The organism is uncultured Nisaea sp., from assembly GCF_963974195.1.
In the GTDB taxonomy this organism is placed as follows: Bacteria; Pseudomonadota; Alphaproteobacteria; order Thalassobaculales; family Thalassobaculaceae; genus Nisaea.
In genome coordinates this window covers 1-24,030 of sequence record NZ_CAXBDC010000012.1, presented here as the reverse complement: position 1 = coordinate 24,030, position 24,030 = coordinate 1, and the positions used below count along the sequence as shown (strand labels likewise).

The 24,030-nt window shown below is 59.1% G+C and carries 22 protein-coding genes and 1 riboswitch; of the genes, 13 read left to right on the top strand and 9 right to left on the bottom strand.

The window, feature by feature from the left end; genetic code table 11:
• The first annotated feature begins 186 nt into the window (after window positions 1-186).
• The 3 genes from AAC126_RS04550 to AAC126_RS04540 all read left to right on the top strand — a co-directional run bounded on the left by AAC126_RS04550 (window position 187) and on the right by AAC126_RS04540 (window position 3,324).
• On the top strand, window positions 187-1,443 hold the full coding sequence (locus tag AAC126_RS04550; RefSeq protein WP_339850512.1) for a pentapeptide repeat-containing protein: 1,257 nt from the start codon (window positions 187-189) through the stop codon (window positions 1,441-1,443).
• A 158-nt stretch (window positions 1,444-1,601) separates the two neighbouring features.
• Window positions 1,602-1,955, top strand: a complete 354-nt coding sequence (locus AAC126_RS04545; protein WP_339850511.1) for a hypothetical protein — start codon at window positions 1,602-1,604, stop codon at window positions 1,953-1,955.
• A 118-nt stretch (window positions 1,956-2,073) separates the two neighbouring features.
• Complete coding sequence (locus AAC126_RS04540) at window positions 2,074-3,324, top strand: pentapeptide repeat-containing protein (protein WP_339850510.1); 1,251 nt, start codon at window positions 2,074-2,076, stop codon at window positions 3,322-3,324.
• Window positions 3,325-3,330: 6 nt separating this feature from the next.
• Here the strand turns inward: AAC126_RS04540 and AAC126_RS04535 are convergent, their stop codons facing one another.
• Window positions 3,331-4,395, bottom strand: coding sequence for a GntG family PLP-dependent aldolase (locus AAC126_RS04535; protein WP_339850509.1), 1,065 nt, complete (start codon window positions 4,393-4,395; stop codon window positions 3,331-3,333).
• 137 nt (window positions 4,396-4,532) lie between these two features.
• On the opposite strand from AAC126_RS04535, the gene AAC126_RS04530 reads away from it, so the two are divergent.
• Window positions 4,533-4,946: a hypothetical protein gene (locus AAC126_RS04530; protein ID WP_339850508.1), complete on the top strand. Its 414-nt coding sequence runs from the start codon at window positions 4,533-4,535 to the stop codon at window positions 4,944-4,946.
• A gap of 21 nt (window positions 4,947-4,967) precedes the next feature.
• On the opposite strand, the gene AAC126_RS04525 is transcribed toward AAC126_RS04530, so the two are convergent.
• On the bottom strand, window positions 4,968-5,471 hold the full coding sequence (locus tag AAC126_RS04525; RefSeq protein WP_339850506.1) for a GNAT family N-acetyltransferase: 504 nt from the start codon (window positions 5,469-5,471) through the stop codon (window positions 4,968-4,970).
• Window positions 5,472-5,934: 463 nt separating this feature from the next.
• Between AAC126_RS04525 and AAC126_RS04520 the strand changes: the two genes are divergently transcribed.
• The 4 genes from AAC126_RS04520 to AAC126_RS04505 all read left to right on the top strand — a co-directional run bounded on the left by AAC126_RS04520 (window position 5,935) and on the right by AAC126_RS04505 (window position 11,883).
• Window positions 5,935-7,590: an ABC transporter substrate-binding protein gene (locus AAC126_RS04520; RefSeq protein ID WP_339850504.1), complete on the top strand. Its 1,656-nt coding sequence runs from the start codon at window positions 5,935-5,937 to the stop codon at window positions 7,588-7,590.
• A 109-nt stretch (window positions 7,591-7,699) separates the two neighbouring features.
• Entirely contained in the window at window positions 7,700-8,635 is a 936-nt protein-coding gene (locus AAC126_RS04515) for an ABC transporter permease (protein ID WP_339850502.1), read from the top strand.
• Window positions 8,636-8,651: 16 nt separating this feature from the next.
• A complete protein-coding gene (locus AAC126_RS04510; RefSeq protein ID WP_339850501.1) occupies window positions 8,652-9,806 on the top strand; it encodes an ABC transporter permease in 1,155 nt (384 codons plus the stop codon).
• A gap of 13 nt (window positions 9,807-9,819) precedes the next feature.
• Complete coding sequence (locus AAC126_RS04505; RefSeq protein ID WP_339850500.1) at window positions 9,820-11,883, top strand: ABC transporter ATP-binding protein; 2,064 nt, start codon at window positions 9,820-9,822, stop codon at window positions 11,881-11,883.
• Window positions 11,884-11,982: 99 nt separating this feature from the next.
• On the opposite strand, the gene AAC126_RS04500 is transcribed toward AAC126_RS04505, so the two are convergent.
• The gene (locus AAC126_RS04500) at window positions 11,983-12,459 is read right to left on the bottom strand and encodes a helix-turn-helix transcriptional regulator (RefSeq protein ID WP_339850499.1); all 477 of its coding nucleotides are present in this window, start codon (window positions 12,457-12,459) and stop codon (window positions 11,983-11,985) included.
• Between the two features lie 479 nt (window positions 12,460-12,938).
• Between AAC126_RS04500 and AAC126_RS04495 the strand changes: the two genes are divergently transcribed.
• Window positions 12,939-14,489 carry a trimethylamine methyltransferase family protein gene (locus tag AAC126_RS04495; protein WP_339850497.1) on the top strand — a complete coding sequence of 517 codons (1,551 nt, stop codon included), beginning with the start codon at window positions 12,939-12,941 and terminating at the stop codon, window positions 14,487-14,489.
• A 50-nt stretch (window positions 14,490-14,539) separates the two neighbouring features.
• On the opposite strand, the gene AAC126_RS04490 is transcribed toward AAC126_RS04495, so the two are convergent.
• On the bottom strand, window positions 14,540-15,505 hold the full coding sequence (locus AAC126_RS04490) for a fatty acid desaturase (protein WP_339850496.1): 966 nt from the start codon (window positions 15,503-15,505) through the stop codon (window positions 14,540-14,542).
• Window positions 15,506-15,634: 129 nt separating this feature from the next.
• Between AAC126_RS04490 and AAC126_RS04485 the strand changes: the two genes are divergently transcribed.
• The 4 genes from AAC126_RS04485 to AAC126_RS04470 all read left to right on the top strand — a co-directional run bounded on the left by AAC126_RS04485 (window position 15,635) and on the right by AAC126_RS04470 (window position 18,668).
• The gene (locus AAC126_RS04485; RefSeq protein WP_339850494.1) at window positions 15,635-16,495 is read left to right on the top strand and encodes a helix-turn-helix transcriptional regulator; all 861 of its coding nucleotides are present in this window, start codon (window positions 15,635-15,637) and stop codon (window positions 16,493-16,495) included.
• Entirely contained in the window at window positions 16,495-17,298 is an 804-nt protein-coding gene (locus AAC126_RS04480; RefSeq protein ID WP_339850493.1) for a PhnD/SsuA/transferrin family substrate-binding protein, read from the top strand. Before AAC126_RS04485 ends, AAC126_RS04480 begins: the two co-directional genes overlap by 1 nt.
• 87 nt (window positions 17,299-17,385) lie before the next feature.
• The gene (locus AAC126_RS04475; RefSeq protein ID WP_339850491.1) at window positions 17,386-18,090 is read left to right on the top strand and encodes a glutathione S-transferase N-terminal domain-containing protein; all 705 of its coding nucleotides are present in this window, start codon (window positions 17,386-17,388) and stop codon (window positions 18,088-18,090) included.
• A 29-nt stretch (window positions 18,091-18,119) separates the two neighbouring features.
• Window positions 18,120-18,668: a carboxymuconolactone decarboxylase family protein gene (locus AAC126_RS04470; protein ID WP_339850489.1), complete on the top strand. Its 549-nt coding sequence runs from the start codon at window positions 18,120-18,122 to the stop codon at window positions 18,666-18,668.
• A 352-nt stretch (window positions 18,669-19,020) separates the two neighbouring features.
• Here the strand turns inward: AAC126_RS04470 and phnE are convergent, their stop codons facing one another.
• The 5 genes from phnE to AAC126_RS04445 all read right to left on the bottom strand — a co-directional run bounded on the left by phnE (window position 19,021) and on the right by AAC126_RS04445 (window position 23,588).
• The gene (gene phnE, locus AAC126_RS04465) at window positions 19,021-19,938 is read right to left on the bottom strand and encodes a phosphonate ABC transporter, permease protein PhnE (RefSeq protein ID WP_339850487.1); all 918 of its coding nucleotides are present in this window, start codon (window positions 19,936-19,938) and stop codon (window positions 19,021-19,023) included.
• Between the two features lie 93 nt (window positions 19,939-20,031).
• Complete coding sequence (phnD, locus tag AAC126_RS04460) at window positions 20,032-21,048, bottom strand: phosphonate ABC transporter substrate-binding protein (protein ID WP_339850485.1); 1,017 nt, start codon at window positions 21,046-21,048, stop codon at window positions 20,032-20,034.
• A gap of 33 nt (window positions 21,049-21,081) precedes the next feature.
• Entirely contained in the window at window positions 21,082-21,942 is an 861-nt protein-coding gene (gene phnC / locus AAC126_RS04455; protein ID WP_339850483.1) for a phosphonate ABC transporter ATP-binding protein, read from the bottom strand.
• Window positions 21,943-22,069: 127 nt separating this feature from the next.
• Window positions 22,070-22,519, bottom strand: coding sequence for a MaoC family dehydratase (locus AAC126_RS04450; protein WP_339850482.1), 450 nt, complete (start codon window positions 22,517-22,519; stop codon window positions 22,070-22,072).
• Between the two features lie 10 nt (window positions 22,520-22,529).
• Window positions 22,530-23,588 (bottom strand): tartrate dehydrogenase, encoded by a 1,059-nt coding sequence (locus AAC126_RS04445; protein WP_339850481.1) that lies wholly within the window; start codon window positions 23,586-23,588, stop codon window positions 22,530-22,532.
• A gap of 157 nt (window positions 23,589-23,745) precedes the next feature.
• Window positions 23,746-23,844: riboswitch (TPP riboswitch) on the top strand.
• Window positions 23,845-24,030: the final 186 nt, after the last annotated feature.

Sequence of the window (24,030 nt, the reverse complement as noted above, 5' to 3'; positions counted from 1 at the left end):
TATCTACATTAACGTAAGGCACTAAATACGCAGTTCCATTTGGGAATGCGCAGGTGCTCCAGACTGCAGACTGGCTGATGGTGCTTCCACACATGCCATCCGGCGGCTATTGTTCAGTGTGGAATTTTACATAAGTTTACACGCGCTCCCGCAAGAGCGTCTTGAACATGGACACGGTTCGCTGAAATGACGCCTCAGGAAATCGCGAATATCCTGGACGAGCACGAAAAATGGCTGAGCCGCGCCCATAGCGGATCTCGGGCAAATCTGGCCCGCGCCAACCTTTCCGGGTTCACGCTCGAAAAGGTAAACCTCAAATCCGCCAAAATGTCCGGTGCGAACCTGCAGAAGACGATCCTGGTCGGCAGCAACCTCAGCCATACGGACCTGTTCTGTGCGGTACTTGATGGCGCTGATCTGAGGGATGCCGACCTGCAGAATGCCGATCTGCGCGGCGCCTCCATTCGTAACGTCGCCTTCAAGGGCGCCAATCTTGTCGGCGCCGATTTCCGCGGCGGCACGCTTATGTTCGGCACCGACGATGACGAGGGACAGAGGGACGGGCCGACATCGAACCAGCAAGGCGCCGACCTGAGCTATTCGGCCATGCCGAATGCGAGCCTCGCGGGCGCACATCTGGCCGGGGCGAACCTTTCCGGGGTGAACCTGCGCAATGCGGACCTGAAAGGAGCCGATCTTTCCAATTGTGTGCTGGTTGAAGCCGACCTTTCCGGCGCGGACTTGCAGGATGCCAATCTGTCCGGCGCCCGGCTCGACAATACGATCCTCAAGCATGCCAATCTGTCCGGTGCCAACCTGGACGGCTGCGACCTTTCCGGAGCGGACGTCACCGGCGCCAACATGGTGCGGCACGAAGATTCCCTGCCTTTCGAGGTCCGCGAAGTCCTCAACATGCATTACGTCTGGATCCGGGAAGACGGGCGCCTTGGCGACCGCGCGATCCTGAAGAATGCCGACCTCAGCTTTATTGATCTTGCCGCCGTTAATCTGTCCGGCGCGGATCTGCACGGGGCCAATATGAGCGGGGCCAACCTCTCGAACGTCCTGCTTGTGATGTCGGATCTGTCCGATACGAACCTGAAGGGGGCGAACCTGAGTGGCGCGACCCTGGAAGGGATCAACCTCGCAAATGCCGACATGACGGATGCGGATCTTTCACATGCGGGAATAGGACCCGTCGACCTGAAGGATCAGAAAGGCCAGCTTACCGGACGGAAATGGCCCGCAAACCTTTCCGGCGCCAAACTGGTGAATGCAAACCTCAAGGATGCTGACCTGCAAAATGCCAACCTGGCCGGAGCAGATCTTACAGGTGCGGATCTTTCCGGCGCGGATCTTACGCGCGCAAATCTTACGGATGCGGTCTTTAAGACCGAGCAGATCTCAACCGCAAAAACCGGCGTGAAAGCCGACAATAAATAACATAAACAAATTATGGAATTAAGCGATACAAACGGTATGACCAGCCCGTTTCAAAGGAAATTTTTCTTGACCCTTGGACATGGAAGCGTGCGAATGCTTCGTTCTAACGAAATATAATGCCGTACTCTGCAGACTGGCCATTCGGGGTTGCCTCCGCATTGACTGATGAAGCGCAAAAAACCGAACAGCTCGACAAACTCAGCAACGAGATCGAAAAACTTATTGCTCGCGTTGCCGATGATGTACGGGAACAACGAGGCGCGGGGGAAGAACGACGGGCGAGCGGATTTGTGATCTATCTGCTAAGAAACCCGGACAACACACCGATTCAGACACTTCTGCTCAAGAAAGCCGGCATTGCAACGAACGATATCGTCCAAACGCGCGGCTTTACGGCCCTCAAGAATCATTGTGAGCGTCTCAGCCTGCAGGCGCGCGTTGAGGATGCCGTGAGACCGTCGCGGGAATACGTCAATCCCTGCCTTGGCATTATCGTGGATGGCTGGCCATGATAAGTGTTGAGTTGAAACGGGCCTCCAGAGGTTCACTGCCCGGAGGTTCACTGCCCAGGGGGGCACTGCATTGTCTGCTGATCGGCAGCCCCGCGCTGATGGAAAGAAACCAGAGTCGATGACGCCGGAAGATATTCTTCAAGCCATTGAGAGCCATCAGCGTTGGCTGAAACGCAAGCCGGGCGGCGTGCGTGCGGACCTGTCGGGACTTGATGTCGCGGGCTTTCAGCTGTCGCGCGTGAATCTTCAGTCCGCGCGTCTGTCGGGCGTCAATTTCTCGGGCACCTTCCTGTCCGCCGCCGATCTCAGTTATGCGGATCTGTTTTGCGCCAATCTGGATAATTCGGACCTGTCCAATGCTGTCCTGATGCGGGCAGACCTGCGCGGCGCAACCATCAGGGGGTCCAACCTCGGTGGCGCCAACCTGAAGGAAGCCGACATGCGCGGCGGTGCCATCATCAACGACCTGGCGGACGAGCGCCCGACCTTTATCCGGGCAGACGTATCCGCCTCGACCATGGACGAGGCGGATATCAACAACGCCAATCTGTCCGGAACCAATCTGTCCAATTCCAGCATGATCGGCACCAACCTTGAGAACACCCTGCTTTGTGGAGCCAATCTCAGCGGGGTGAATCTCGAGAATGCGAACCTGACCGGAGCGGATCTGTCCGGCGCCAATCTGGCGAACGCAAAGATTATCGGGGCCAACCTCAGGGGCGCAAACCTGCGCGGCGCCCTGATATCCGAAACCAGCTTTGCCAAATCCGATCTCAGCAGCGCAATCCTCGAACGGGTCAATCTGTCGACGGCCAATCTCAGTGGCGCCCAGCTGGTGACCGAGAACGGGGACCGCAGCCGTTCCCTCCGGGATATCGTCAATGATCATGAATTGTGGATACGCGAGCAGGGTCGCGGTGGTACCCGGGCACAGCTTGCCGGGGCCAACCTCAAGGATGTCGATCTGAGCGATATCAACCTGTCGGGCGCGGACCTCCGCGAAGTGGACCTGTCCGGCGCCAAGATGCGCCGCACCCAGCTGGTGATGACAGACCTTACCGGCGCCAAGCTTCCCCGGGCCGACCTCAGGGATTCCGATTTGTCCGGCACCAAGCTGATCTCGGCCGACCTGACGGATGCGCAGATGAATGGCGCGCTGTTTTATCCGGTCGAGTTGAAAGACGCCAATGGCAACCCGACCGGACGGTTCTGGCCGTCCGATCTGGAAGGTGCCCTGCTCCGCAATGCGGATCTCACCGGGGCCCGTTTCAAAGGCGCCAACCTGACAGGCACGGACCTGAAAGGTGCCCGGACCGCCGGCGCCCAGTTTACGGACACCGACCTGGACCAGGCAGTGACGGACGCCTGACGCCGGTCAGGCGGCTCCCATCACAGCCTTGAGCGCTGTCAATGCAAGCTCAATACCGCTGCGCGTGACATCGATATGGGTCACGGCACGCATCCGGCGCGGCCCCATCGGGCCAATCCGCACCTTATGCTCACGCATCAGACGTTCCGACAAACCCGCCGCATCGAAGGCCGGCGCCTCAATGTCGAAATACACCATGTTGGTCTCGATCTCGTCGACCGCGACGGTCAAGCCCGGGATCGATGCAATCCCTTCGGCAAGATACCGGGCATTGGCATGATCCTCGGCCAACCGGTCGATATGGTGATCAAGTGCATGCACTCCGGCGGCGGCGATAATCCCGGCCTGCCGCATCGCCCCTCCGAACTGGTGCTTGAAGAGCCAGCTCCGCTCGATGAATTCTGCGCTGCCGGCCAGCACGCCGCCAACCGGGCACCCCAGCCCCTTCGAAAGATCGATCCAGAGAGAGTCGCATAACGCGCCATAGGACGAGGCCGGAGTGCCGGACGCGACCACCGCGTTCAGCAGCCGCGCACCATCCATATGGACCTTGAGGCCATGACTGCGGGCGCATTCGGCAACGCCGGAAACGGTTGCAAGCGGCCAGACAGCACCCCCACCGAGATTGGCCGTGTTCTCGATATTCACCAGTTTCTGGCGCTGGCCATGGTGGCCGCGCGGCACACGAATGACGGTTTCCAGACCGGCTGCATCGAAAATGCCGCGCTTGCCCTTCAGTGTCCGGACCATCGCCCCGGCGAGAGCTGCAGGCCCGCCCGCCTCGAAATGCAGCGCATGGGCGCTTTCTTCCAGAATGATCTCCTCACCCCGGTCAACCCAGACCCGGTACGCGATCTCGTTACACATGGTTCCGGAAGGCAGGAAGATCGCCGCTTCCTTGCCGAGCAAAGCGGCGACCTTTTCACACAGGAGATTAACGGTCGGGTCTTCCATCGCCTGCTCATTACCGACTTCCGCCTCGGCCATGGCCTGCCGCATCGCTGCGGTCGGACGCGAGACCGTGTCGCTATAGAGATCGACCGCCGGCCCGTTTCCTTCATTCGTCATCATCGCCACGCTTCCTCTTCCCCCACCCGCCGCAGCGGGTCTATTGAATGCCTGCCCGCCGCAGCGGGCCTATTGAATGATCAGCTTACCGGGCCAACGTTAAGGTCCAGCACGGCACAGGGAAAGGAACAGAACCGCACATGGCCGAAACAAATCCGAACAACGGAAATCAGGTTACCCGGCCGCGGACCCTGCCCTTTTCCCTCGGTCTTTCCGAGAATGACCGCCTTGCCGTGCATATCGTCTACGGGCTCTACGGGGCCGCGATCGTCTTTGGCCTGCCCTCGATATTCGGGGTGATTCTCGCCTATCTGAAGCGCGGAGACCTTGAGGGAACGGCCCTGGCCGGACACATCACCTGGCAGATCAGGACATTCTGGATCCAGGTCATCACCATCGTCCTGACGGCGGCACTGACCGCAACCTGGATCCTGATTCCCTTCGCCTGGCTGATCGGCGGGCTCGGCTGGCTCTGGTTTGTCTACCGGGTCGTCAAGGGCTGGATCCGGCACTCGAACGACGCGCCGATCAAGGATCCTTACGCCCTGTTCTGACCCGGTGCGTAGGGATGCGGGCTATTCCGGGGCTAAGTCCGTGCCCAGCTCTCTTGCCATCAGGCACACTTCCTTGGAGCCGCCTTCCGTTTCCTGCCGTCCGACTTCGACGAATCCGAAAGCATGGTGAAAGCGCAGGGAGCCTTCGTTGCTCGGCCGCACGTTGACCTCGCATGTCAGCCGCTCGGCCTTGCCTGAAGCAAACCTGGCGAAGTCCGTATAAAGGCTCTGCCCGACACCGCGCCCGCGCGCCTCTGGCGAGACCACGATGCGATCGACATACAGAAACGATGAATAGCGTTCGCTAAACCATTTGTAATTGAGGCTGTCATAGGGACGCCCCGGCAGGAACCCGATCAGAAAACCAGCGAGCAAATCACCGTCCCTGGCGACACGAAAATAATCCGCCTTCTCCAGGAACCAGACAAAACCATCTGCATCGATGCTGTTCACGTGGGGAATTTCAGATTCATTGAGAAGACCGATTATCGCCAAATCTTCTCTCAGAGCGTCTTCAATTTGCATTCTACGTCCTTTTTTGGATAGTCGCGGACACATCGATATTCCGCATGGATATCATCGATTTTCCGCCGCCCGACGGCTCATGATTCTTATAGATAAATTCTTTGACATCGACATTCCGCGTTGCTCATGATGATTATTAATGAACGAAACGCAGCGTCTTCATGACCATTCGGGAATGAATGTCTGTCATGTCGCCATTTTCGAATCTGCGTTCATAATTGAACAGTGAGAATAATACATAACGAACAAAGTCCGCTCACACGTTCGATTTCAACGGATCTGAACTGGAGGCGAAATTCCGGCAGGAATGTTCTGAATCTCTTGGACATTTGCTGCAGCGTCACATTTCACTATTGGTGATCGTATGTTCTAAAAACGACACTTTAGATGTCGCTTTGAGAGCACTATGATCCGGGCCACGCGTGCTCCGGGGCGCACCTTTGCACAACAGGGAGACAAAGATATGAACAGGGAATTGCAGGACCGTTCGGGACGGCCGCTGAACCAGATCGTCAGCAGTTGGGCGGCAGACACCAAAAAAGGCAAAATGGACCGGCGTGAGTTCCTCGCGCTTGCCAGCGCGCTTGGTGCGACAACGGCCACGGCCTACGGTCTGCTCGGCATGGCAGCGCCGAAAACAGCGCATGCGGCGGGTAAGAAGGGCGGCACCCTCAAGGTCTCGATGAGTGTGCGCCGGGTTGTTGATCCGCGGATCTTCGACTGGTCCGAAATGGGCAACGTCGCCCGGCAGGTTTGCGAAAACCTGGTATCCTACACATCGGCCTACACGTTCGAGCCGGCCCTGCTGGAAGGCTGGGAGGTCAATGACGACGCGACCGAATATGTCCTCAAGGTCCGCAAGGGCGTAACCTGGAACAATGGCGACGCGTTCGACGCGGACGATGTGGTCTACAACCTTGAGCGCTGGTGCGAAAAGGACGTCGAGGGCAACTCGATGGCCGGCCGCATGGCGACCATGATCGATCCGGAGACCAACAAGGCACTCGCAGGCTCGATCACCAAGGTCGACAGCCACACAGTGAAGCTGACCCTGCCGAAATCGGATATCAGCATTATCCCGGGCATGACCGATTATCCGGCGCTGATCGTCCATCGCAATTTCGACAAGAACGGCGCTGATCTTTCCAAGAACCCGATCGGTACCGGCCCGTTCGAACTCGACAGCCTGGAAGTCGGTGTTTCCGCCCGCTGTGTGCGGCGCAAGGACGGAAAATGGTGGGGCGGAGAAGCCTTTCTCGACGCCATCGAATGGACCGATTACGGCACCGATCCGGCCGCCGAGGTTGCTGCTTTCGAAGCAGGCGACGTCCATGTCAATTATCAGACCACGGCTGACTTCGTCGAAATTCTCGACAGCCTCGACCTGAAGAAATCAGAAGCGATCACCGCGGCAACCATCGTTGCCCGCATGAACGTCGCCAACAAGCCGTATGACGATGTCCGCGTGCGGAACGCCCTGCAGCTCGCCGTCGATAACAATGTCGTCCTGCAGATCGGTTATGGCGGTTCCGGCAGCGTGGCCGAAAACCATCATGTCGGCCCGATGCATCCGGAATATTACAAGCTGTCGGAAATCAAGCGCGATCCGGAAGCAGCGAAGAAGCTCCTCGCCGATGCCGGCCAGTCCGATTTCGAGCATGAGCTGATCTCCATCGACGATGACTGGCGGAAAAACACCACCGATGCCATCGCCGCCCAGATCCGCGATGCCGGTATCAAGGTCAAGCGGACCATCATTCCCTCCTCCTCCTTCTGGAACAACTGGACGAAATATCCGTTCTCGACCACCAACTGGAACATGCGCCCCCTCGGCGTGCAGGTTCTTGCGCTGGGCTACCGATCCGGCGAAGCCTGGAACGAAGCAGGCTGGTCCAACCCGGATTTCGACAAGAAACTCGACGAAGCCCTTGCCATCGCCGATACGGACAAGCGCCGCGAAGTGATGAAGGACCTGGAAGAGATCCTGCAGAGCTCCGGCATCATCATCCAGCCGTACTGGCGCTCGCTCTACAAGCACATGGCCGAGTCCGTGCAGGGCGATGCCATGCACCCGACTTTCGAGATGCATTTCGAAAAAGTCTGGCTCGACGAAGGCTGATCGACATGAACGAGCCCGCCCCGGTCTGACCGGGGCGGGCTTTTAACTCCCGGCAAGGGAGAATAAGGGCAAAAAAACGCCCGCCCGAAACGGGGCACACGGGGACAATATGCTGTTATTTATCCTGAGGCGGCTCGGCGTCATGGTCGCGACCATGGTCTGTCTGACATTCGTCGTATTCTATCTGGTCAATCTCGAGCCCAATCTGAAGAAGCTCGCGCTTGAACAGAACAATAACCGCATGACCGAAGAAGCGGTTGAAAGCTGGCTGCTGAAGGAAGGCTACCGAAAGCCCATCCTGGAGCGCTATGCCGTGTGGATAGGTAATGCGGCGACAGGCGATTTCGGCAATTCCACCCGCTTCCGCAAGCCGGTCGCAGAGGTTCTCGCCCCCCGTATCGGATATACCGGAACCCTGATGTTCTGGGTCATGATCACCATGGTGCCATCCGCCCTCGTCATCGGTGTGCTGGCAGGGATGAGAGAGGGATCGAAGACAGACCGGAGCCTCTCGGTCGTGGCCATCGCCTCGACGGCAACGCCCGAATATGTCTCGGGCATCCTCTTTACCGTTCTCTTCGCCTCCTGGCTCGGCGTCCTGAAGGGCGTCTCGAAAGCCGGCGGCATCGACTTCAACAATTTCGCGCTGCCCGTCATGACCATGGCGATCTATGGCACCGGATATATCGCCCGCATGACCCGCGCCTCAATGGCCGAGGTGATGACGGCGCAATATATCCGCACGGCGCGCCTCAAGGGCTTGTCCTTCCGCGCCCAGGTCCTGCGTCATGCGCTGAGGAACGCGCTGATCGCTCCCTTCACCGTCATCATGCTCCAGTTTCCCTGGCTCCTGACCGGCGTGGTCATCGTTGAAAAGCTATTCAACTACAAAGGCTTCGGGTGGACCTTGGTGGAAGCTGCCGACAATAACGACATCGACTTGCTGCTCAGCTGTTCATTGGTGTCGGTCGTCGTCGTGCTGCTCACGCAGCTCATTTCAGATATCGGGTACGCCTATCTCAACCCGCGCATTCGCGTGAATTGAGGGGGGAGATAAGGCAATGCTGGAATATATCGGGTTCTTCGAAATCTGGGGGACAGTGATCAGCCAGTTCTGGCCGGTCTGGCTGTCTCTCGCGGTCATCCTCTCCGTCAGCTACTACTTCCGCCACAACCTCAATCTTTACGGCCGCCTGTTCGGCAGCACCATCGGCATGGTCGGGCTTGTGATCGTGCTGTTCTGGATCCTGACGGCCATTTTCGCCGACTGGGTCGCGGTCTTCGATCCGCTTGAGCAGTTCGCCATGCTGAAACGCAAGGCTCCCGGCGTGATCGATGCAGAGACAGGCAAGGCGCTTCTCTTCGGTGCGGACAATCTCGGGCGCGATCTGTTCAGCCGCATGGTGCATGGCTCCCGCTTCGTGCTTGTCATTGCACCTGCCGCGACATTATTTGCCTTCATCGTCGGTATTACCATCGGCCTCCCGGCTGGCTATTACGGCGGCAAGATCGATGCGATCATGTCGTTCCTTGCCAATCTGGTGCTGGCTTTCCCGGTGATCCTGCTATTCTACCTGCTTGTCACACCGGGTATCCGGGAAACCCCCATCCCCGTGGCCATGGCCGGGTTCTTCTTCATCTTCCCGATCATTTTCTTCAGCGTGCTGTTCTACAGCCGGTACGCGACCCGTCCCGGATTGCTGACGATCCAGCTCATCTGCGTGCTTCTGATCGGCGGCTGGCTCTATTCCGGACTGGTCTTCAATGCCGATCCTCTCAGCATCATCACGCTTGAGCCGAACGAGCTGAATATCTTCGCCTCGGTCGTCTTCGTGAACGCACCGACGGTGTTCCGTATCGTCCGCGGCATCACCATGGACATCAAGACGCGGGATTATGTGGCAGCCGCCCAGACACGGGGCGAGAATGCCTGGTACATCATGCTCTGGGAGATCCTGCCCAACGCACGCGGCCCGCTGATCGTCGATGCCTGCCTGCGCATCGGCTACACGACAATCCTGCTCGGCACCCTCGGCTTCTTCGGCCTCGGCCTGGCACCCGAAAGCCCTGACTGGGGATCGATGATCAACCAGACCCGGGCCTTTATCCGGATCGTCCCCACCATCGCCCTGCCTCCAACCCTTGCGCTGGCAATTTTCGTCCTCGGACTGAACCTGCTGGCCGACGGACTGCGCGAGCAGTCACTGAAAGACTGAGGGGGGCACGGACATGACAGAACCAATCCTCGAGATCAAAAACCTTTCGATCTCCTTCTTTGTCCGCGCCGGTGAGATCCCTGCCGTGATGGATTTTTCTTGCAAGGTCATGCCGGGCGAGGCCATGGGCCTGGTCGGCGAGTCCGGCTGCGGCAAGTCCACGGTCGCCCTCGGCGTCATGCGGGATCTCTCCAACCGGGGAAAAATCACCGCCGGCTCCATCAAGTTCAAGGGCCGCGAGCTGACCACCATGAGCGAGAAAGAACTGCGGAAAATCCGCGGCTCCGAGATCGCCATGGTCTACCAGGAGCCGATGGCCAGCCTGAATCCCGCCATGCGGGTCGGCAAGCAGCTCATGGAAGTGCCGATCCTGCATGAGAATACAAGTGTGGACGAAGCCTATGACCGGGCTCTGGAGATGATGCAGGCCGTGCGCCTGCCCGATCCGGAGCGGATGATGGATTCATATCCGCACCAGCTTTCCGGCGGCCAGCAGCAGCGCATCGTCATCGCCATGGCGCTGCTGTCTAAGCCCGCCCTGCTGTTGATGGACGAGCCGACGACAGCGCTTGATGTCACGGTTGAAGCCGGCATCGTCGAGATGGTGAAGGAACTCGGCAGCCGGTTCGGCACGTCCATGCTGTTCATCTCGCACAATCTCGGCCTCATCCTGGAAACATGCGACCGGATCACGGTGATGTATTCCGGCGAGGCGGTCGAAACCGGCTCTGTTAAAGGCGTATTCGACCGGATGCGGCATCCCTATACGCAAGGTCTGTTCCGCTCGATCCCGCTTCCCGGAGCGGACAAATATGCCCAGCCCCTCGTCGCCATTCCAGGCCAGCTGCCCCTGCCCCACGAACGGCCGCAGGGATGCAATTTCGGACCGCGCTGCTCCTACTTCGAAGCAGGCAGGTGCGATGTTGGTGAGATCCACATGCGGGATACCGGTCTGGACGGGGAGCATTATTCACGCTGCGAACGCGTGGCCGAGATCGATTGGGACGCCCCGGTCAAGCATGACGGCATCATCGAGGCGACGGAGCCCGGCGAAACCATTCTGACCGTCACCGGCCTGAAGAAATATTACGAGGTTGCCGCGAACCAGATGTTCGGCGGTGGCGAGACCCGTGTGGTGAAGGCGAACGAGGAAATCACCTTCTCGGCCCGCGAGGCGGAAACCGTGGCGATCGTCGGTGAATCCGGATGCGGAAAATCCACGCTCGCCAAGATCCTGCTTGGCCTTGAGACCGCAACGGAAGGCACCGTCACCCTCGGCAATATCGAGATCGGAAGCACGGATATCGGCGACCGGGACACCGGCACCATCAGCTCCATCCAGATGGTGTTCCAGAACCCGTTCGATACGCTGAATCCCAGCCATACGGTCGGCTCCCAGATCGTCCGGACCCTGGAACGGTTTGGCATTGGGAAAAGCCCGAAAGACCGTACGGAGCGGATGCTGGAACTGCTCGATCTGGTCAAACTGCCGCGCGCGTTCGCCAAGCGCATGCCGCGCCAGCTTTCAGGTGGCCAGAAACAGAGGATCGGCGTGGCCCGCGCTTTTGCCGGCGCCCCGAAGGTCGTGGTCGCGGATGAGCCGGTATCCGCGCTCGACGTCTCCGTGCAGGCGGCGGTGACGGAGCTGCTGATGGATATTCAGCGTGCGTCGCGCACGACAATGCTGTTCATCAGCCATGATCTCTCCGTCGTCCGCTATATCGCGGACCGGGTGATCGTGATGTATCTCGGTCATATCGTGGAACAGGGAACAACCGACGAGGTTTTCTCGCCACCCTATCATCCCTATACCGAAGCCCTGCTCTCGGCGATCCCGATCGCGGACACGAAGGTGGTGAAAAAGCATATCGTGCTGGACGGCGATATCCCGTCGGCCATGAATCCGCCATCCGGATGCCCGTTCCAGACCCGCTGCCCGCACAAAAGCGAAGTGCCGGGGAACAGGTGCGAGACGGAACTCCCCCCAACACGGACATTGGCTGGCGGCCACCAGATCAAATGCCATCTCGCCGACGATATCCTCGACAGGATGGAACCGGTCGTCGCACTCGGCTGAGAGATCTCACTTTCCGGGTAGAGCCAAAAAAGAAAGCGGGCGGCCAAAGGCCACCCGCTTCTCTTGATCAATGGCCCGTTACCGGGCCATTACATCTGCTTATGCGTCACCCGGAAGAGCCTGGGAGACGGACTTCACCATTTCAGTGATGCGCTTGCGCACACCGACATTGGTGATGTTGTAATAGGCACGAACCAGCTCGAGCGTTTCACGCCGCGCCATCGGGTCGTTCGGCTTTTCCTCGTAATCGGTCGTCGAAGAACCAGAGCGCACTTTGCGCGGAGAGTTCGCCGCCGTGTCATCCGTCATGTCATCAAAGAAGAAGCTGACGGGGACATCGAGGATCTGCGCGATATCCCAAAGGCGGGAAGCGCTGATGCGGTTGGAGCCGCGCTCGTATTTCTGGACCTGTTGAAAGGTAATATTCAGTGCCTCGCCCAGTTGTTCCTGGCTCATGCCCAGGAGAGTGCGACGCAACCGAACACGCCGTCCGACATGGACGTCAATCGCGTTATTGTTCGTTACGCGATAGTTCGGATCATCACTACCATTCAATGCTTGCTTTGCTGCGGCCATTCTCAGTCTCTAGCGGTTGAGTGAAGTTGGTTCTCAGTCACGACATTCAAGATATAGGACCAAGAGTGCCGGGTTTCTACAACGCCTTGGTGTTATTTCCAACAAAAACTAAAGGATTCGTAGAATATTATCTGGTGACGATCAAATTAACACTAAAGAAAATTAACTATAAACCTTAACCAAACATAACAATTCGACTTATAATTCAAAAATAAAGAAAATTACTCTTAATTTATCTTTGCTTTTTCAGATCCTCGAAACAGAAAGCCTGATATAGCGCGATTTTCTGGGAAGTAGAAATCAAAAACAAGACACTAAAAAATTTGAACGGTCATTTCGTTATTTTCGTTTCCGTCACCTCTCATTCCAAATACGACCACCGGCATTAACGTTTTGTCGCCGTATGGCTAGACAATTACCCCCTCAAAATGGGCACCATTACGGCAATAAAAAGGTCTTTTTTGGAGGCACGCATCGCGATGACCGAAGCCCCGAGCCGCACAAGAAAGCGCGAACGAACACGAAAACGCTCGGATTCGGCCGGCACGGACCGGAAGATCAGGCAGGCTGAGTGGTCCCGGTTGCGCTCTCCCTACCCACCGATGGGTATCGTCTCAGAGGATGAACTGGAAGCGATCCACACTGCCTCGCTCCGTATCCTGAGCGACATCGGCATTGATTTCCTGGACGCGACCGCACGCGACATTTTGAAGCAACATGGTGCCGATGTCGCAGAAGGCTCCGAGCGCGTCCGCTTCGAGCCTGACATGGTGCTCGAATATGTTGCCAAGGCTCCGTCTGAATTCACCCTCCATGGCGGGCGCCCCGAGCGGGATCTTGTCTTTGGCGGCAACAACCTCAACTTCGCGAGCATTGCCAGCGCCCCCTTCTGCAGTGATCTCGAAGGCGGCCGCCGGGACGGCAACTATGCCGATTTCCAGAATTTCGTCCGTATGGGCCAGACCGCGAACATCATCCATCTGTTTGGCGGCTATCCGGTCGAACCGGTGGATCTGCCGCCGCAGACCCGGCATCTGGATTGCCACTATTCCTTCCTGACCCTGTCCGACAAGGTGCATCACGCCTATTCGCTCGGGCGGCAACGGCCGAGCGATGCCATCGACATGCTGTGTATCGCCCGTGGCGAGACCCGTGACAGCATCGCCGACAGGCCCGGAATGCATTCCATCATCAACACCTCCTCCCCTCTCCGGGTCGACATCCCGATGCTGCAGGGCCTGATGGAAATGACCAACCACGGCCAGGCCATCTGCGTCACCCCCTTTACCCTCTCCGGCGCGATGAGCCCGGTGACCATTGCCGGCGCCCTCGCCCAGCAGAACGCGGAGGCCCTCGCGGTCATTGCCTTCACCCAGATGGTCCGCGCCGGCGCGCCGGTGATCTATGGCGGCTTCACGTCGAATGTGGATATGCGCAGCGGCGCTCCCGCCTTCGGAACTCCGGAATATGCCAAGGCTGCTTTCGTCGGCGGCCAGCTCGCCCGCAAGTACGGGCTGCCCTACCGCTCGACCAATGCCAACGCCTCGAACGCGGTGGATGCGCAAGCAGCCTGGGAAAGCATGATGTCGCTCTGGCCGGTTGTGCTCGGGCACACCAATCTGGTGATGCATGCCGCCGGATGGATGGAAGGCGGCCTGACCGCATCCTTCGAGAAGTTCGTGATCGATCTCGAACTCCTTCAGGGCATGGCTGCGTTTCTGCAACCGCTGGAGATCAACGAAGCGAGCCTCGGCCTGGACGCTATCCGCGATGTCGGCCCCGGCGGGCATTTTTTCGGCACCGCGCACACGCTGGAACGCTATGAGACCGCGTTCTACCAACCGCTGCTTTCGGACTGGCGCAATTATGAAAGCTGGGAAGAAGCCGGCAGCCCGGATGCGCTTACACGAGCGAACCGGACATACCGCGCCCTCCTGGAAGAATTCGAAGCTCCAGTGATCGATCCCGCCATTGACGAAGAACTGAAAGCCTACATGGCCAAAAGGCGGGAAGATCCCCGTATAGAATAATAATCAAATAAAACGGCGGCGGACATATGACGCCGCCGTTTATTACTGGTTCAGGAATGTGGATGCGCCGGGTGTTCTTTTGGCCGGAACAGCCATCGCCGTGCAATCTCGCGGTATCCACGATAGATCCGCTCCTCGCGGCCACCGGTCAAACGCCTCCGCAAAACCTCATAACGCGGCAGCGCATACCAGGGCACGCCCGGGCAGGCATGGTGCGCCACATGCAGATTGTTGTTCAGGAACAACAAAGCCAGCGGGGCTTCCGCCTCGACAATCGCCGTCCGGTCATCGGCCTCGGGTGCCGCGTGATGTTCCGCGAATGAGCGAAGCAGCAGCAATCCCGTCCCCGGATAGGCAAAGCAGAGCAAATAGAGCCAAAGCGGCATGCCGCAGACTCCGGTAATCCAGACCGCAAGCAGGGCCAGCCCCACTGCATGGAAGGCCCAGTCCTTCACGCGTCCTTTTCCCCGCGCAAGATCACGCGCCTCGCGCCAGAGAAACAGGCTTGCGACAAAGAACGGGCCGAGCACAAGCCGTCCGGCGAGCGTATTCACGGCGCGATAGATCATCCGCCGCAGCGCGGAAAACCGGCTCCATGCGTCGGGCGTGACATAAAAGGATTCCGGATCCTCGATCGGATCGGTCAGATATTCGTTACGGTGATGCTTGAGATGGCTGTCCCTGTAGATGCCAAACGGCACCCAGAGCATCATCGGCAGCCCCGCAAGCAACGTGTTGAGCCAAGCGATTCTGGTCGGATGACCGTGAATAGCTTCATGCTGATAACTCGCATGCCAGGCGACTACCGGCGCCCCAAGCAACGGCAACAGCCATATAGGCAGTGCAGCATGCCAATAGGTCAGCGCGGCGAAAAGGCCGTGAATAACGCTCCAGAGCGCGACGGTCTGCCACTCGACGGACGAGACGGACAGCGTAAAGACGGAGTCAACATTACCAGGAGAAACAGATACTTCCGGGATTTGCCGAGAAATCGGTGCGGGGTGACGTTCAAACATGCCCACAAGGTATGCCGCACCGCACAACCGCAACAACGAGCGTTTGCGCTATTTTTGCAGCTTATGTTGACCAAATAAGCAATTTGCAGATAAAACACAACATTGCTTATTTTCCCGCCAGGAACCGCCTTGGACCGCCGAGACACAGTCGAAATCTTCCGGACCCGCCTTGCCGAAAGCATGGAACGCGCCGGCATGAACCGGTCCGGCCTTGCCCGGCGTGTCGGCGTTGACCGCTCGACCCTGTCCCAGTTGCTGTCAGCCGATAACGAACGCCTGCCCCGCGCGGATACGGTTGCGGCCATCGCCTCGGCCCTGCAGGTCAGCCTTGACTGGCTGCTCGGCCTGACCCAGCAGGAACAGCTCGGCGCCGAGATCCTGCAGCGGTCGATCCATATTACCGAAGCATCGCGCGCTGCCGTGGACCGGAACATCGCCGAATGGCATGCGGAGGCCGCCGGTTACAAGATCCGTTATGTCCCAAGCAACCTGCCCGATCAGGTCAAAACACCGGAGATCCTGGCCTACGAACACGGCGTCGTGGAAGCTTTCGAGCGGGACAGCGCGCTGGAACGGGCACAGGACCAGCTCGCCTATACCCGGCGCCCGGAAACCGATATCGAGATTTGCATGCCGCGGCAGGCGCTGGATGATTTCGCCGCCGGAGCCGGTATCTGGCACGATCTGGCGCCAGCGCTCCGATATGAGCAGCTACGCTATATGCGGCAGCTGCATGATGAGCTGTATCCCAGAATGCGCCTCTACCTGTTCGATGGGCGTCGGGTATACTCCGCCCCGCTGACCATCTTCGGCCCGCTGCGCGCCTCGCTCTTCCTTGGCCAGAGTTTCTTTGTCTTCAACACGACCGACCATATCCGCACCCTGACCCGCCATTTCGATCAGCTGATCCGCGACGCAGTCGTTCAAAGCCATGCCCTGGACGACTATATCGAGAGGCTGCTCTCACGCTTTCCGGAACACACCGCCTGATGATTGCCACGCTCGACATGTACGATTTTCCGGAGATCCGGGATGCGACGAACACCTGGTGGGAAGCACTGGCGCGCGGGTTTATCGCCGAAGGCCTGACCGGAATCCCGCCTCACCGCACCCGTTTTTCCGATGAAAACGCGTCATGGTCCGCCCCCGGGCTGATCTTCACCCAGATATGCGGATATCCGCTCCGCAAGCGGTATCGGGACGTGCTGCGTGTTGTCGGAACCCCGTGCTACCGCGCGGAAGGATGCGACGGGCCGCGCTACAGCAGCGTGGTGATTGTCCAGCGCGGCGCCGGGATCGGCTCCGTGGAAGCGCTTGAAGGTGCCAGACTTGCCTATAATGGCGCCCTTTCCCAATCCGGCATGAATGCTTTCCGCGCCTTGCTCTCGGAGCGTGGGATCAAACCGGGCTTTTTTGGCGACGCGGTATGCAGCCGCGGCCATCGGGCCAGTGTTTCCATGGTCACTTCGGGTGAGGCCGATACAGCCGCGATCGATTGCGTCACCTGGGCATTGCTGCAGAAACACGCGCCGCACGAATGCGATGCGGTCGAGGTCCTGGCCTGGACTCCGGGTGCGCCGGGCCTGCCCTATGCCGTCCCCGCAAGCAGTGACGAGCAAACCATCGCCGCCTACCGGCGCGGAATCGACCGGGCAATAGCAGACCCGGCCGCGCAATCCGCCCGCGAGGCGCTCCTGATCGACGGATTCGCGCCCCTGACAGATGCCGATTACGAAGAAATCGACGCCATGGAAACACGTGCCCGCGAGCGAGGACTGCCTTCCCTCTTCTGAGCTTGTTGCCCGGCGGCCCGCGCGGCAAGATCCCCGCCGGAACGACAACGCCACGTAAAACAGCGCCACTTGTGAGGGAGACACGCCATGGCCATTACCTTTTACGATCTGTCCGGCAAGGACGGAGCACGGTTCAGCCCGTTCGGCTGGCGCGCCCGCATGGCCCTCGCCCACAAGGGACTCGAGGCCGACGCTATGGTCGAGCATGTCCGCTTCGGGGAAAAAGCCAAGATTGAATTCAGCGGGCAGAAACTGGTTCCGGTGATCAAGGACGGCGAGACAGTCGTCAACGACAGCTGGGCCATCGCCTGCTATCTGGAAGATACCTATGCCGATCGCCCGAGCCTGTTTGGTGGCGAAGCCGGACGCGGCGCTGCACGGCTGATCAATGACTGGACAAATCGCTCCATCAATCCGTTGGTCGCCCGCTGCATCGTCCATGATGTTCTGCTCCGTTGCGACGAGCGTGACGTGGACTATTTCAAGGAGAGCCGGGAAGCACGCTTCGGCGCCGCCCTCGAACAGATCCAGGCCGGGCGCGAAGAGGTTCTTCCGAACCTGCATCAGGCTTTGGCACCGATCCGCACGGTTATTGAGGAACAGCCCTTCATCGGCGGCTCCAGCCCGAGCTATGCCGATTACGCACCGTTTGGCACACTGATGTGGGCGCGGGTTTCCAGCCCGTTCGAGCTTCTGGAAGAAAGCGATCCGCTCTGGGCCTGGCGCGAACGCCTGCTCGACGCCCATGGGGGAGCGGCCCGCGCCGAGCCGGCCTGCCCGAAAGCCGCCTGATCACCTCACGAGCCCGGAAAACCAGCATTATGTCACGTGTACCCGCCCTCAAACCCGAGGATATGTCCGATGCGCAACGGACAATCCACGATGCCATCGTCAATGGCCCCCGTGGCCGTGTCGAAGGCCCGCTGAAAATCTGGCTACATAGCCCGGCCCTGGCCGACAAGGCACAACAGCTCGGCCAGTTCGCCCGGTTCGACAGCTCACTCGAGCCACGGCTTTCCGAACTCGCCATTATGGTCACCGGCCGGTTCTGGGGCGCCCAGTTCGAGTGGTCCGTCCACAAGCCCTTCGCCCTGAAGGCAGGCATCTCGGAAGAAATTCTGGACGCCATCCGGGACAGAAAAACTCCACCCTTCAAGAATACGGACGAACGGATCGTCCATGACGTCTCCCGCGCCCTGCATGAAACCCACAGGATCGGCGATGCTCTTTATGCCGAAGCGGTCGATGTACTGGGTCAGCAGCAGGTGATCGATCTTGTCGGTCTGCTTGGTTATTACACGCTGATTTCCATGACCATCAACGCCTTCGAGGTTCCGTTAGAGGGTGATCAAATCGCCGAACTTGACTGATTTCAAGGCATTTACGGGGCGCGCATGAAGATGTGCGCCCCGCATCACAGCGAAAACCATTATTTTAATACTAAATTATTTTTCGATTTTAGAAGTGGTTAACGTTGCGTTAACCACAACCTCGCGATACCATTGTCACCATTGAGTAGGAGAGTATACATGATAACTCTTGCGATGGTGATAGTGACCTGGTGCGTGGTTGCCCTTGTCGGCGGCGTTCTTCTTGGACGCGGTATCCGCGAGAACTAATAGCTATTTTATTTCAGAGCTTTGCTTGCCTGGATTCCAGCTCTGCTTGCCGATTCCAGTAACGCTTCCCCAGCCTCTGTTTCCTGAGCCGGCAAGCTTTCGATCAGAGCGGTCCAGCCCTTAAAACAACTTCGATTCCAACAATAATCGCCGTCAGCATCGCAAGATAGATGACGAACTGCGCGTGATCCTCGCCATCGATCACCACCTTGCGCAAGCGCGCACCAAAAATATCGAACAGTGAAACCGTCGCCAGAATAATCAACAAGATCGCGGCGCCCGATCCGTAATCGAATCCCCGCAACGCTTCCGACAGTGACATGCCGATGCCGCCTGCCCCGACGATGCCAAGAACCGTGGCCGAGCGCACATTTGCCTCGAACCGGTAGAGCGAAAAGGAAATCCAGAGTGGCAAGACCTGCGGGATCACCCCGAAGACGATTTCATGCAGGCTCGTGGCCCCGGTCGCCCGGATACCTTCGACCGGGCGCGGGTCGATGGCTTCAACGGCTTCGGAGAAGAGCTTGGCGAGCGTCCCTGTCGTATGAATGGCCAGCGCCAGTACTCCGGCAAGCGGGCCAAGTCCGACAGCGGCAACAAAAACCAGCGCAAAGACCAGCTCGTTGATCGCCCTGAATGCATCCATCAGGCGCCGCACCGGAAAACTGAGCCAGGCCGGCGCCAGATTTGACGATGCCATCAGACCAAAGGGGACCGCGAACACGACCGAGAGGAACGAGCCCCAGACCGCCATCTGCACGGTCTCCAGCATAAGATCCAGATAACTCCGCCAGTAACGGAAATTGGGTTCCAGAAAATCGGACAGCAGCATCGCCATGTTACCGCCACCGCTGAACACATCCCCGATACGGTTCATGTCCGACGGCACGAAGCTCCAGACCAGCATGATCAGGAAAGTGCCCCAGAGCAGGTAGTCGAACGCCTGCTCCTGACGGCCACGGCCAGGCACGACGATGTCCTCCAGGCGGGGCTGGGTTCCGTTGGCGGCAATATTATTCATGGCTGACACTCATGGGACTTGGTTCCCGAAAAGAAGCGGGGGCCACGTGGCCCCCGCATATCGGCCCGGCGAAACACCGAACCAGGATCTGGGTTACTTGCGAGGGCGAGCCTCCGCGGCGCGGCGGATATCCGCGATCTTCTCGTCGATCTTGGCGATCTTCTCTTTCTTCTCGGACTGGGAGAAAGTGTCGTCACCCTCGATGGACATGCGCTGACGGATCTGGTCCATCTCATAGAACGGCCAGAGCTGGGCATTCGAGGACGGCACGAACGGGCCCATATCGATCATGGCCAGGATTTCACGCGCCTTGGTCACTTCCGCATCGCTGCCAAGACGACCATAAGTCATGAAAAAGCTCATGATCTTGGCTTTCAGATCCTTGTTCAGTTCCGGGCGCCAAGCCATCGGATCGGATGCGATCAGCGGGGAGCGCCAGATTTCCTTGATCTCGGCAAACAGTTCCGGTTTGGCAAATTTCAGACGCTTGTAGAGACCGCCGGAGGATGCGACAGCCGCGTCGACCTGCTTGGTTGCGACGGAGATCAGGTTTGTCTCGTGGTTTGCATTGCGGACAATCTTGAAGCATTCCTTCGGATCAACGCCTTCCTTGGCGAAGATGAAGGTGGACGGCACCAGAAAGCCCGAGGTCGAGTTCGGATCGCCAAGGCCAAAATTCAGGCTCTTGTCGCACTTCATGACGTCTTCGTAGCTCAGACCCGAATCCTTGTGCGTGACCATGACCGACCAGTAACCCTGATCGCCGTTGGATTCGGTCGTCTGTGCGAAAATCTCGGCACCGGCGCGGTCGACCGCGACCATGCCGGACTTGTTGCCGTACCAAGCGATATCGACCTTGTCGAAGCGCATGGCTTCGATCACACCCGCATAGTCGGCCGCGAAGAACGGCTTCACCGGCATACCGATATCCGCTTCGAGCGCCTGCAGAAACGGCCCCCACTTCTCGCGCTGGGCGGAGCTGTTCTCCGTCGCGATGATGCCGAAATTGATTTCCTTGGGATTTTCGCGATCAGCAAAAGCGGGCATGGCGCTTGCCGCAATGCCGGTTGCCAGAACCGCGGCGGCGGTCAGGCGAGTAAAGATCGTCATGGGATCAGCTCCTCTTGATGCTGGGAAATAGGGTCAGGCGAATGCGGCGAGCCGCTGTTCCGCCGTCTCATGCACTTCCGCGAAATCCTCGGCATCGGGGAGGATCAGCTCCTCGCTGGCCTCGCCGTAGATTTCGCGCAAAAAAGACGTGGTGAGATCGAGAGACGGTCCGTCGAACACGACACGGCCATCACGCATGGCGATGGTGCGCTTGCAGTAGCGCCGGGCATATTCGACCTGATGCAACGAGACGAGAACGGCCGTGCCTTCCGTCCGGTTGATGTCGGACAATGTCTCCATCACCCGGCGGGCGGAGGCCGGATCGAGAGAGGCAATCGGCTCGTCCGCGAGAATGGCTTCGGATTCCTGCACAAGACAGCGGGCGATGGCGGCACGCTGCTGCTGCCCGCCTGAAAGCGTGGCCGCGCGCTGCCGCGCCGTCGCAGCAATGCCAACGCGCGCGAGCGCCTGCATAGCGCGCTGCTTTTCCAGATGAGAGAACTGCATCAGGACGCCGCGCCATTTCGGCATCCGGCCAAGCCGGCCCGCGAGCACATTGGTCAGAACCGTCAGGCGCGGCACCAGATTGAATTGCTGGAAGATCACACCGAGGCGCCGCCGCACCTGCGACACGTCCCCGGTCAGGCGGCCACCGGCCTGCACCTGATCGCCGAATACCGCAATCTCGCCGCCGTCCGCCCCCTTATTGGCAACGATCAGCCCGCCGATATGCCGGATCAGTGTCGACTTGCCGGAACCGGAGGCGCCAATCAGCGCGACCATCTCGCCCGCGGCAAGCGTGACGGAAACCCCGTCCAGCGCCTTGCGCCCGTTCGGAAATGTTTTGCAGACGTTCGTGACCTGAATAACAGGCTGGCTCTGAGTATGTGACATGCGGCCCCTTCCCAAGGGTCGCGACATTACTCAGAAGCGTTGACCGGCACGCCGCAGAGTTGTGACGGTTTCAGGACTCCCTCGTGACTCAATACCCACAAAAAGACGCGGAAGAGTCCCCGATACGTCACAATCGGCGGGATACGATCTGCGGGCACTCCATCGTCATCACCGCTTCGCCGTCCTGATTGAAGGTGGTGTATTTGAAGCGGACAAAGCCTCGATCCGGCTTGGAGCGGGAGGGACGTTTCTCCAACACCTCCATTTCGACACGCAGCGTATCGCCCGGCCGCACCGGCTTCAGCCAGTTCAACTGGTCGATGGTCCCGGCACCGAGATTGGTGGCCTGCAGCCCGTTCGCCTGCCAGGCCAGCCTGAAGCTGACGGCAAGGGTCTGGAAGCCGCTGGAAATAATGCCGCCGAACGGACTCTCTTCCGCGTCCGGCACACTGACATGAAAGGGCTGCGGGTCGTACTTCCAGGCGAAATCGATGATCTCGGATTCCGTCATGGTCTTGCGCTGGGAGCCGAGGACCTGGCCGATTTCCAGGTCCTCGAAATAGACGGGCGCTTGCATCGACCTGACCTCAGATAGCTGCGGCAATGGCGTCGCCGAGATCCTTAGTCGTCGCCTGGCCGCCAAGGTCCGGCGTCTTCGGCCCGCCGCCGGATGTGACAGCCTCGCAGGCCGCGACGATGGCATTGGCCGCTTCCTGATGCCCGTGATGTTCCAGCAGCATGGCGCCGGACCAGATCTGCCCGATCGGATTAGCGATCCCCTTGCCCGCAATGTCCGGCGCCGAGCCGTGCACCGGCTCGAACATGGAGGGATATTTCTTTTCTGGATTGATGTTCGCTGACGGCGCGATGGCGATGGATCCGGCCACGGCAGGGCCGAGATCGGAGAGAATGTCGCCGAACAGGTTGGAGCCGACGACAACGTCGAACCAGTCCGGATGCAGCACGAAATTCGCGACCAGAATGTCGATATGATACTGATCCGTCGCCAGATCCGGATATTCCTTCGAGATCGCCGCGAAACGCTCGTCCCAGTACGGCATGGTGTGAATGATGCCGTTGGACTTGGTGGCGGAGGTCACCTTCTTCTTGCCGGTGCGCTGGCAAAGCTCGAAAGCGTAGCGCATGATCCGGTCGGTCCCCGTGCGAGTAAAGACGCTTTCCTGCATCGCCATCTCGCGGTCCGTACCCTCGAACAGGCGCCCGCCGATGGAAGAATATTCGCCCTCGTTATTCTCCCGCACGACATAGAAATCGATATCCTCGGCCGTCCGGTTCGCCAGCGGGCAATCCATGCCCTTCAACATCCGGATCGGACGCAGGTTCACATACTGCTCCATCTCGCGGCGGATCGGGATCAGAAGTCCCCAGAGCGAGACATGATCCGGCACCCCCGGAAAGCCGACAGCGCCGAGGAAGATCGAGTCGAATTCCTTCAACTGATCGATGCCGTCGAGCGGCATCATCATGCCGGTCTTCTTGTACCGCTCGCAGCTCCAGTCAAACTCGGTGAAATCATACTCAATGCCGAACTTCGCCCCGGCCGCCTCCAGCACCTTGATACCTTCCGGGATCACCTCCCAGCCGATACCGTCGCCCGGGATGACCGCGATTTTGATTTTCGACATTGGGTTTTTCCTCCGCATCAGGATTTCTTATTGGCGCATAATAGGCGGGGAACACGGAGGGACAAACTACTCCGTGGCACTATTCCGTTTCGGTCTGTTCATGGCATCTTCCCTGGGGCTCTCTTGACAAGTTCATGACACCGCCGCAGGTTGCCAGGCAGTGATGCTGGGGTGTTCCGGGTGACCGGAACTGAGAGGATACCCATCGAACTTGATCCGGGTCATGCCGGCGCAGGGAGACGTCACGAGACTGCATTTGCGGTCGCGTACATTCCTCTCGCCCCGATTTTGAATCTACCGTTCCGCCGAGCGGGACTATTGGAGTGCCGGGAATGTTCCTGAAATCCGCCGCCGTCGCGCTGACCGCGCTGCTGGCCACAAGTCTGACCGCAAAAGCCGAAACCATCCCCGTTCTGGTGCCGATCACCGGCTTCCTGTCGCT

What these genes read in the sequence shown, in the direction of transcription:
- AAC126_RS04550 (WP_339850512.1), top strand. Translation starts at nt 187, where the DNA reads ATGACGCCTCAGGAAATCGCGAATATCCTGGACGAGCACGAAAAATGG.
- AAC126_RS04540 (WP_339850510.1), top strand. Translation starts at nt 2,074, where the DNA reads ATGACGCCGGAAGATATTCTTCAAGCCATTGAGAGCCATCAGCGTTGG.
- AAC126_RS04535 (WP_339850509.1), bottom strand. Translation starts at nt 4,395, where the DNA reads ATGATGACGAATGAAGGAAACGGGCCGGCGGTCGATCTCTATAGCGAC.
- AAC126_RS04530 (WP_339850508.1), top strand. Translation starts at nt 4,533, where the DNA reads ATGGCCGAAACAAATCCGAACAACGGAAATCAGGTTACCCGGCCGCGG.
- AAC126_RS04525 (WP_339850506.1), bottom strand. Translation starts at nt 5,471, where the DNA reads ATGCAAATTGAAGACGCTCTGAGAGAAGATTTGGCGATAATCGGTCTT.
- AAC126_RS04520 (WP_339850504.1), top strand. Translation starts at nt 5,935, where the DNA reads ATGAACAGGGAATTGCAGGACCGTTCGGGACGGCCGCTGAACCAGATC.
- AAC126_RS04515 (WP_339850502.1), top strand. Translation starts at nt 7,700, where the DNA reads ATGCTGTTATTTATCCTGAGGCGGCTCGGCGTCATGGTCGCGACCATG.
- AAC126_RS04510 (WP_339850501.1), top strand. Translation starts at nt 8,652, where the DNA reads ATGCTGGAATATATCGGGTTCTTCGAAATCTGGGGGACAGTGATCAGC.
- AAC126_RS04505 (WP_339850500.1), top strand. Translation starts at nt 9,820, where the DNA reads ATGACAGAACCAATCCTCGAGATCAAAAACCTTTCGATCTCCTTCTTT.
- AAC126_RS04500 (WP_339850499.1), bottom strand. Translation starts at nt 12,459, where the DNA reads ATGGCCGCAGCAAAGCAAGCATTGAATGGTAGTGATGATCCGAACTAT.
- AAC126_RS04495 (WP_339850497.1), top strand. Translation starts at nt 12,939, where the DNA reads ATGACCGAAGCCCCGAGCCGCACAAGAAAGCGCGAACGAACACGAAAA.
- AAC126_RS04490 (WP_339850496.1), bottom strand. Translation starts at nt 15,505, where the DNA reads ATGTTTGAACGTCACCCCGCACCGATTTCTCGGCAAATCCCGGAAGTA.
- AAC126_RS04480 (WP_339850493.1), top strand. Translation starts at nt 16,495, where the DNA reads ATGATTGCCACGCTCGACATGTACGATTTTCCGGAGATCCGGGATGCG.
- AAC126_RS04475 (WP_339850491.1), top strand. Translation starts at nt 17,386, where the DNA reads ATGGCCATTACCTTTTACGATCTGTCCGGCAAGGACGGAGCACGGTTC.
- AAC126_RS04470 (WP_339850489.1), top strand. Translation starts at nt 18,120, where the DNA reads ATGTCACGTGTACCCGCCCTCAAACCCGAGGATATGTCCGATGCGCAA.
- phnE (WP_339850487.1), bottom strand. Translation starts at nt 19,938, where the DNA reads ATGAATAATATTGCCGCCAACGGAACCCAGCCCCGCCTGGAGGACATC.
- phnD (WP_339850485.1), bottom strand. Translation starts at nt 21,048, where the DNA reads ATGACGATCTTTACTCGCCTGACCGCCGCCGCGGTTCTGGCAACCGGC.
- phnC (WP_339850483.1), bottom strand. Translation starts at nt 21,942, where the DNA reads ATGTCACATACTCAGAGCCAGCCTGTTATTCAGGTCACGAACGTCTGC.
- AAC126_RS04450 (WP_339850482.1), bottom strand. Translation starts at nt 22,519, where the DNA reads ATGCAAGCGCCCGTCTATTTCGAGGACCTGGAAATCGGCCAGGTCCTC.
- AAC126_RS04445 (WP_339850481.1), bottom strand. Translation starts at nt 23,588, where the DNA reads ATGTCGAAAATCAAAATCGCGGTCATCCCGGGCGACGGTATCGGCTGG.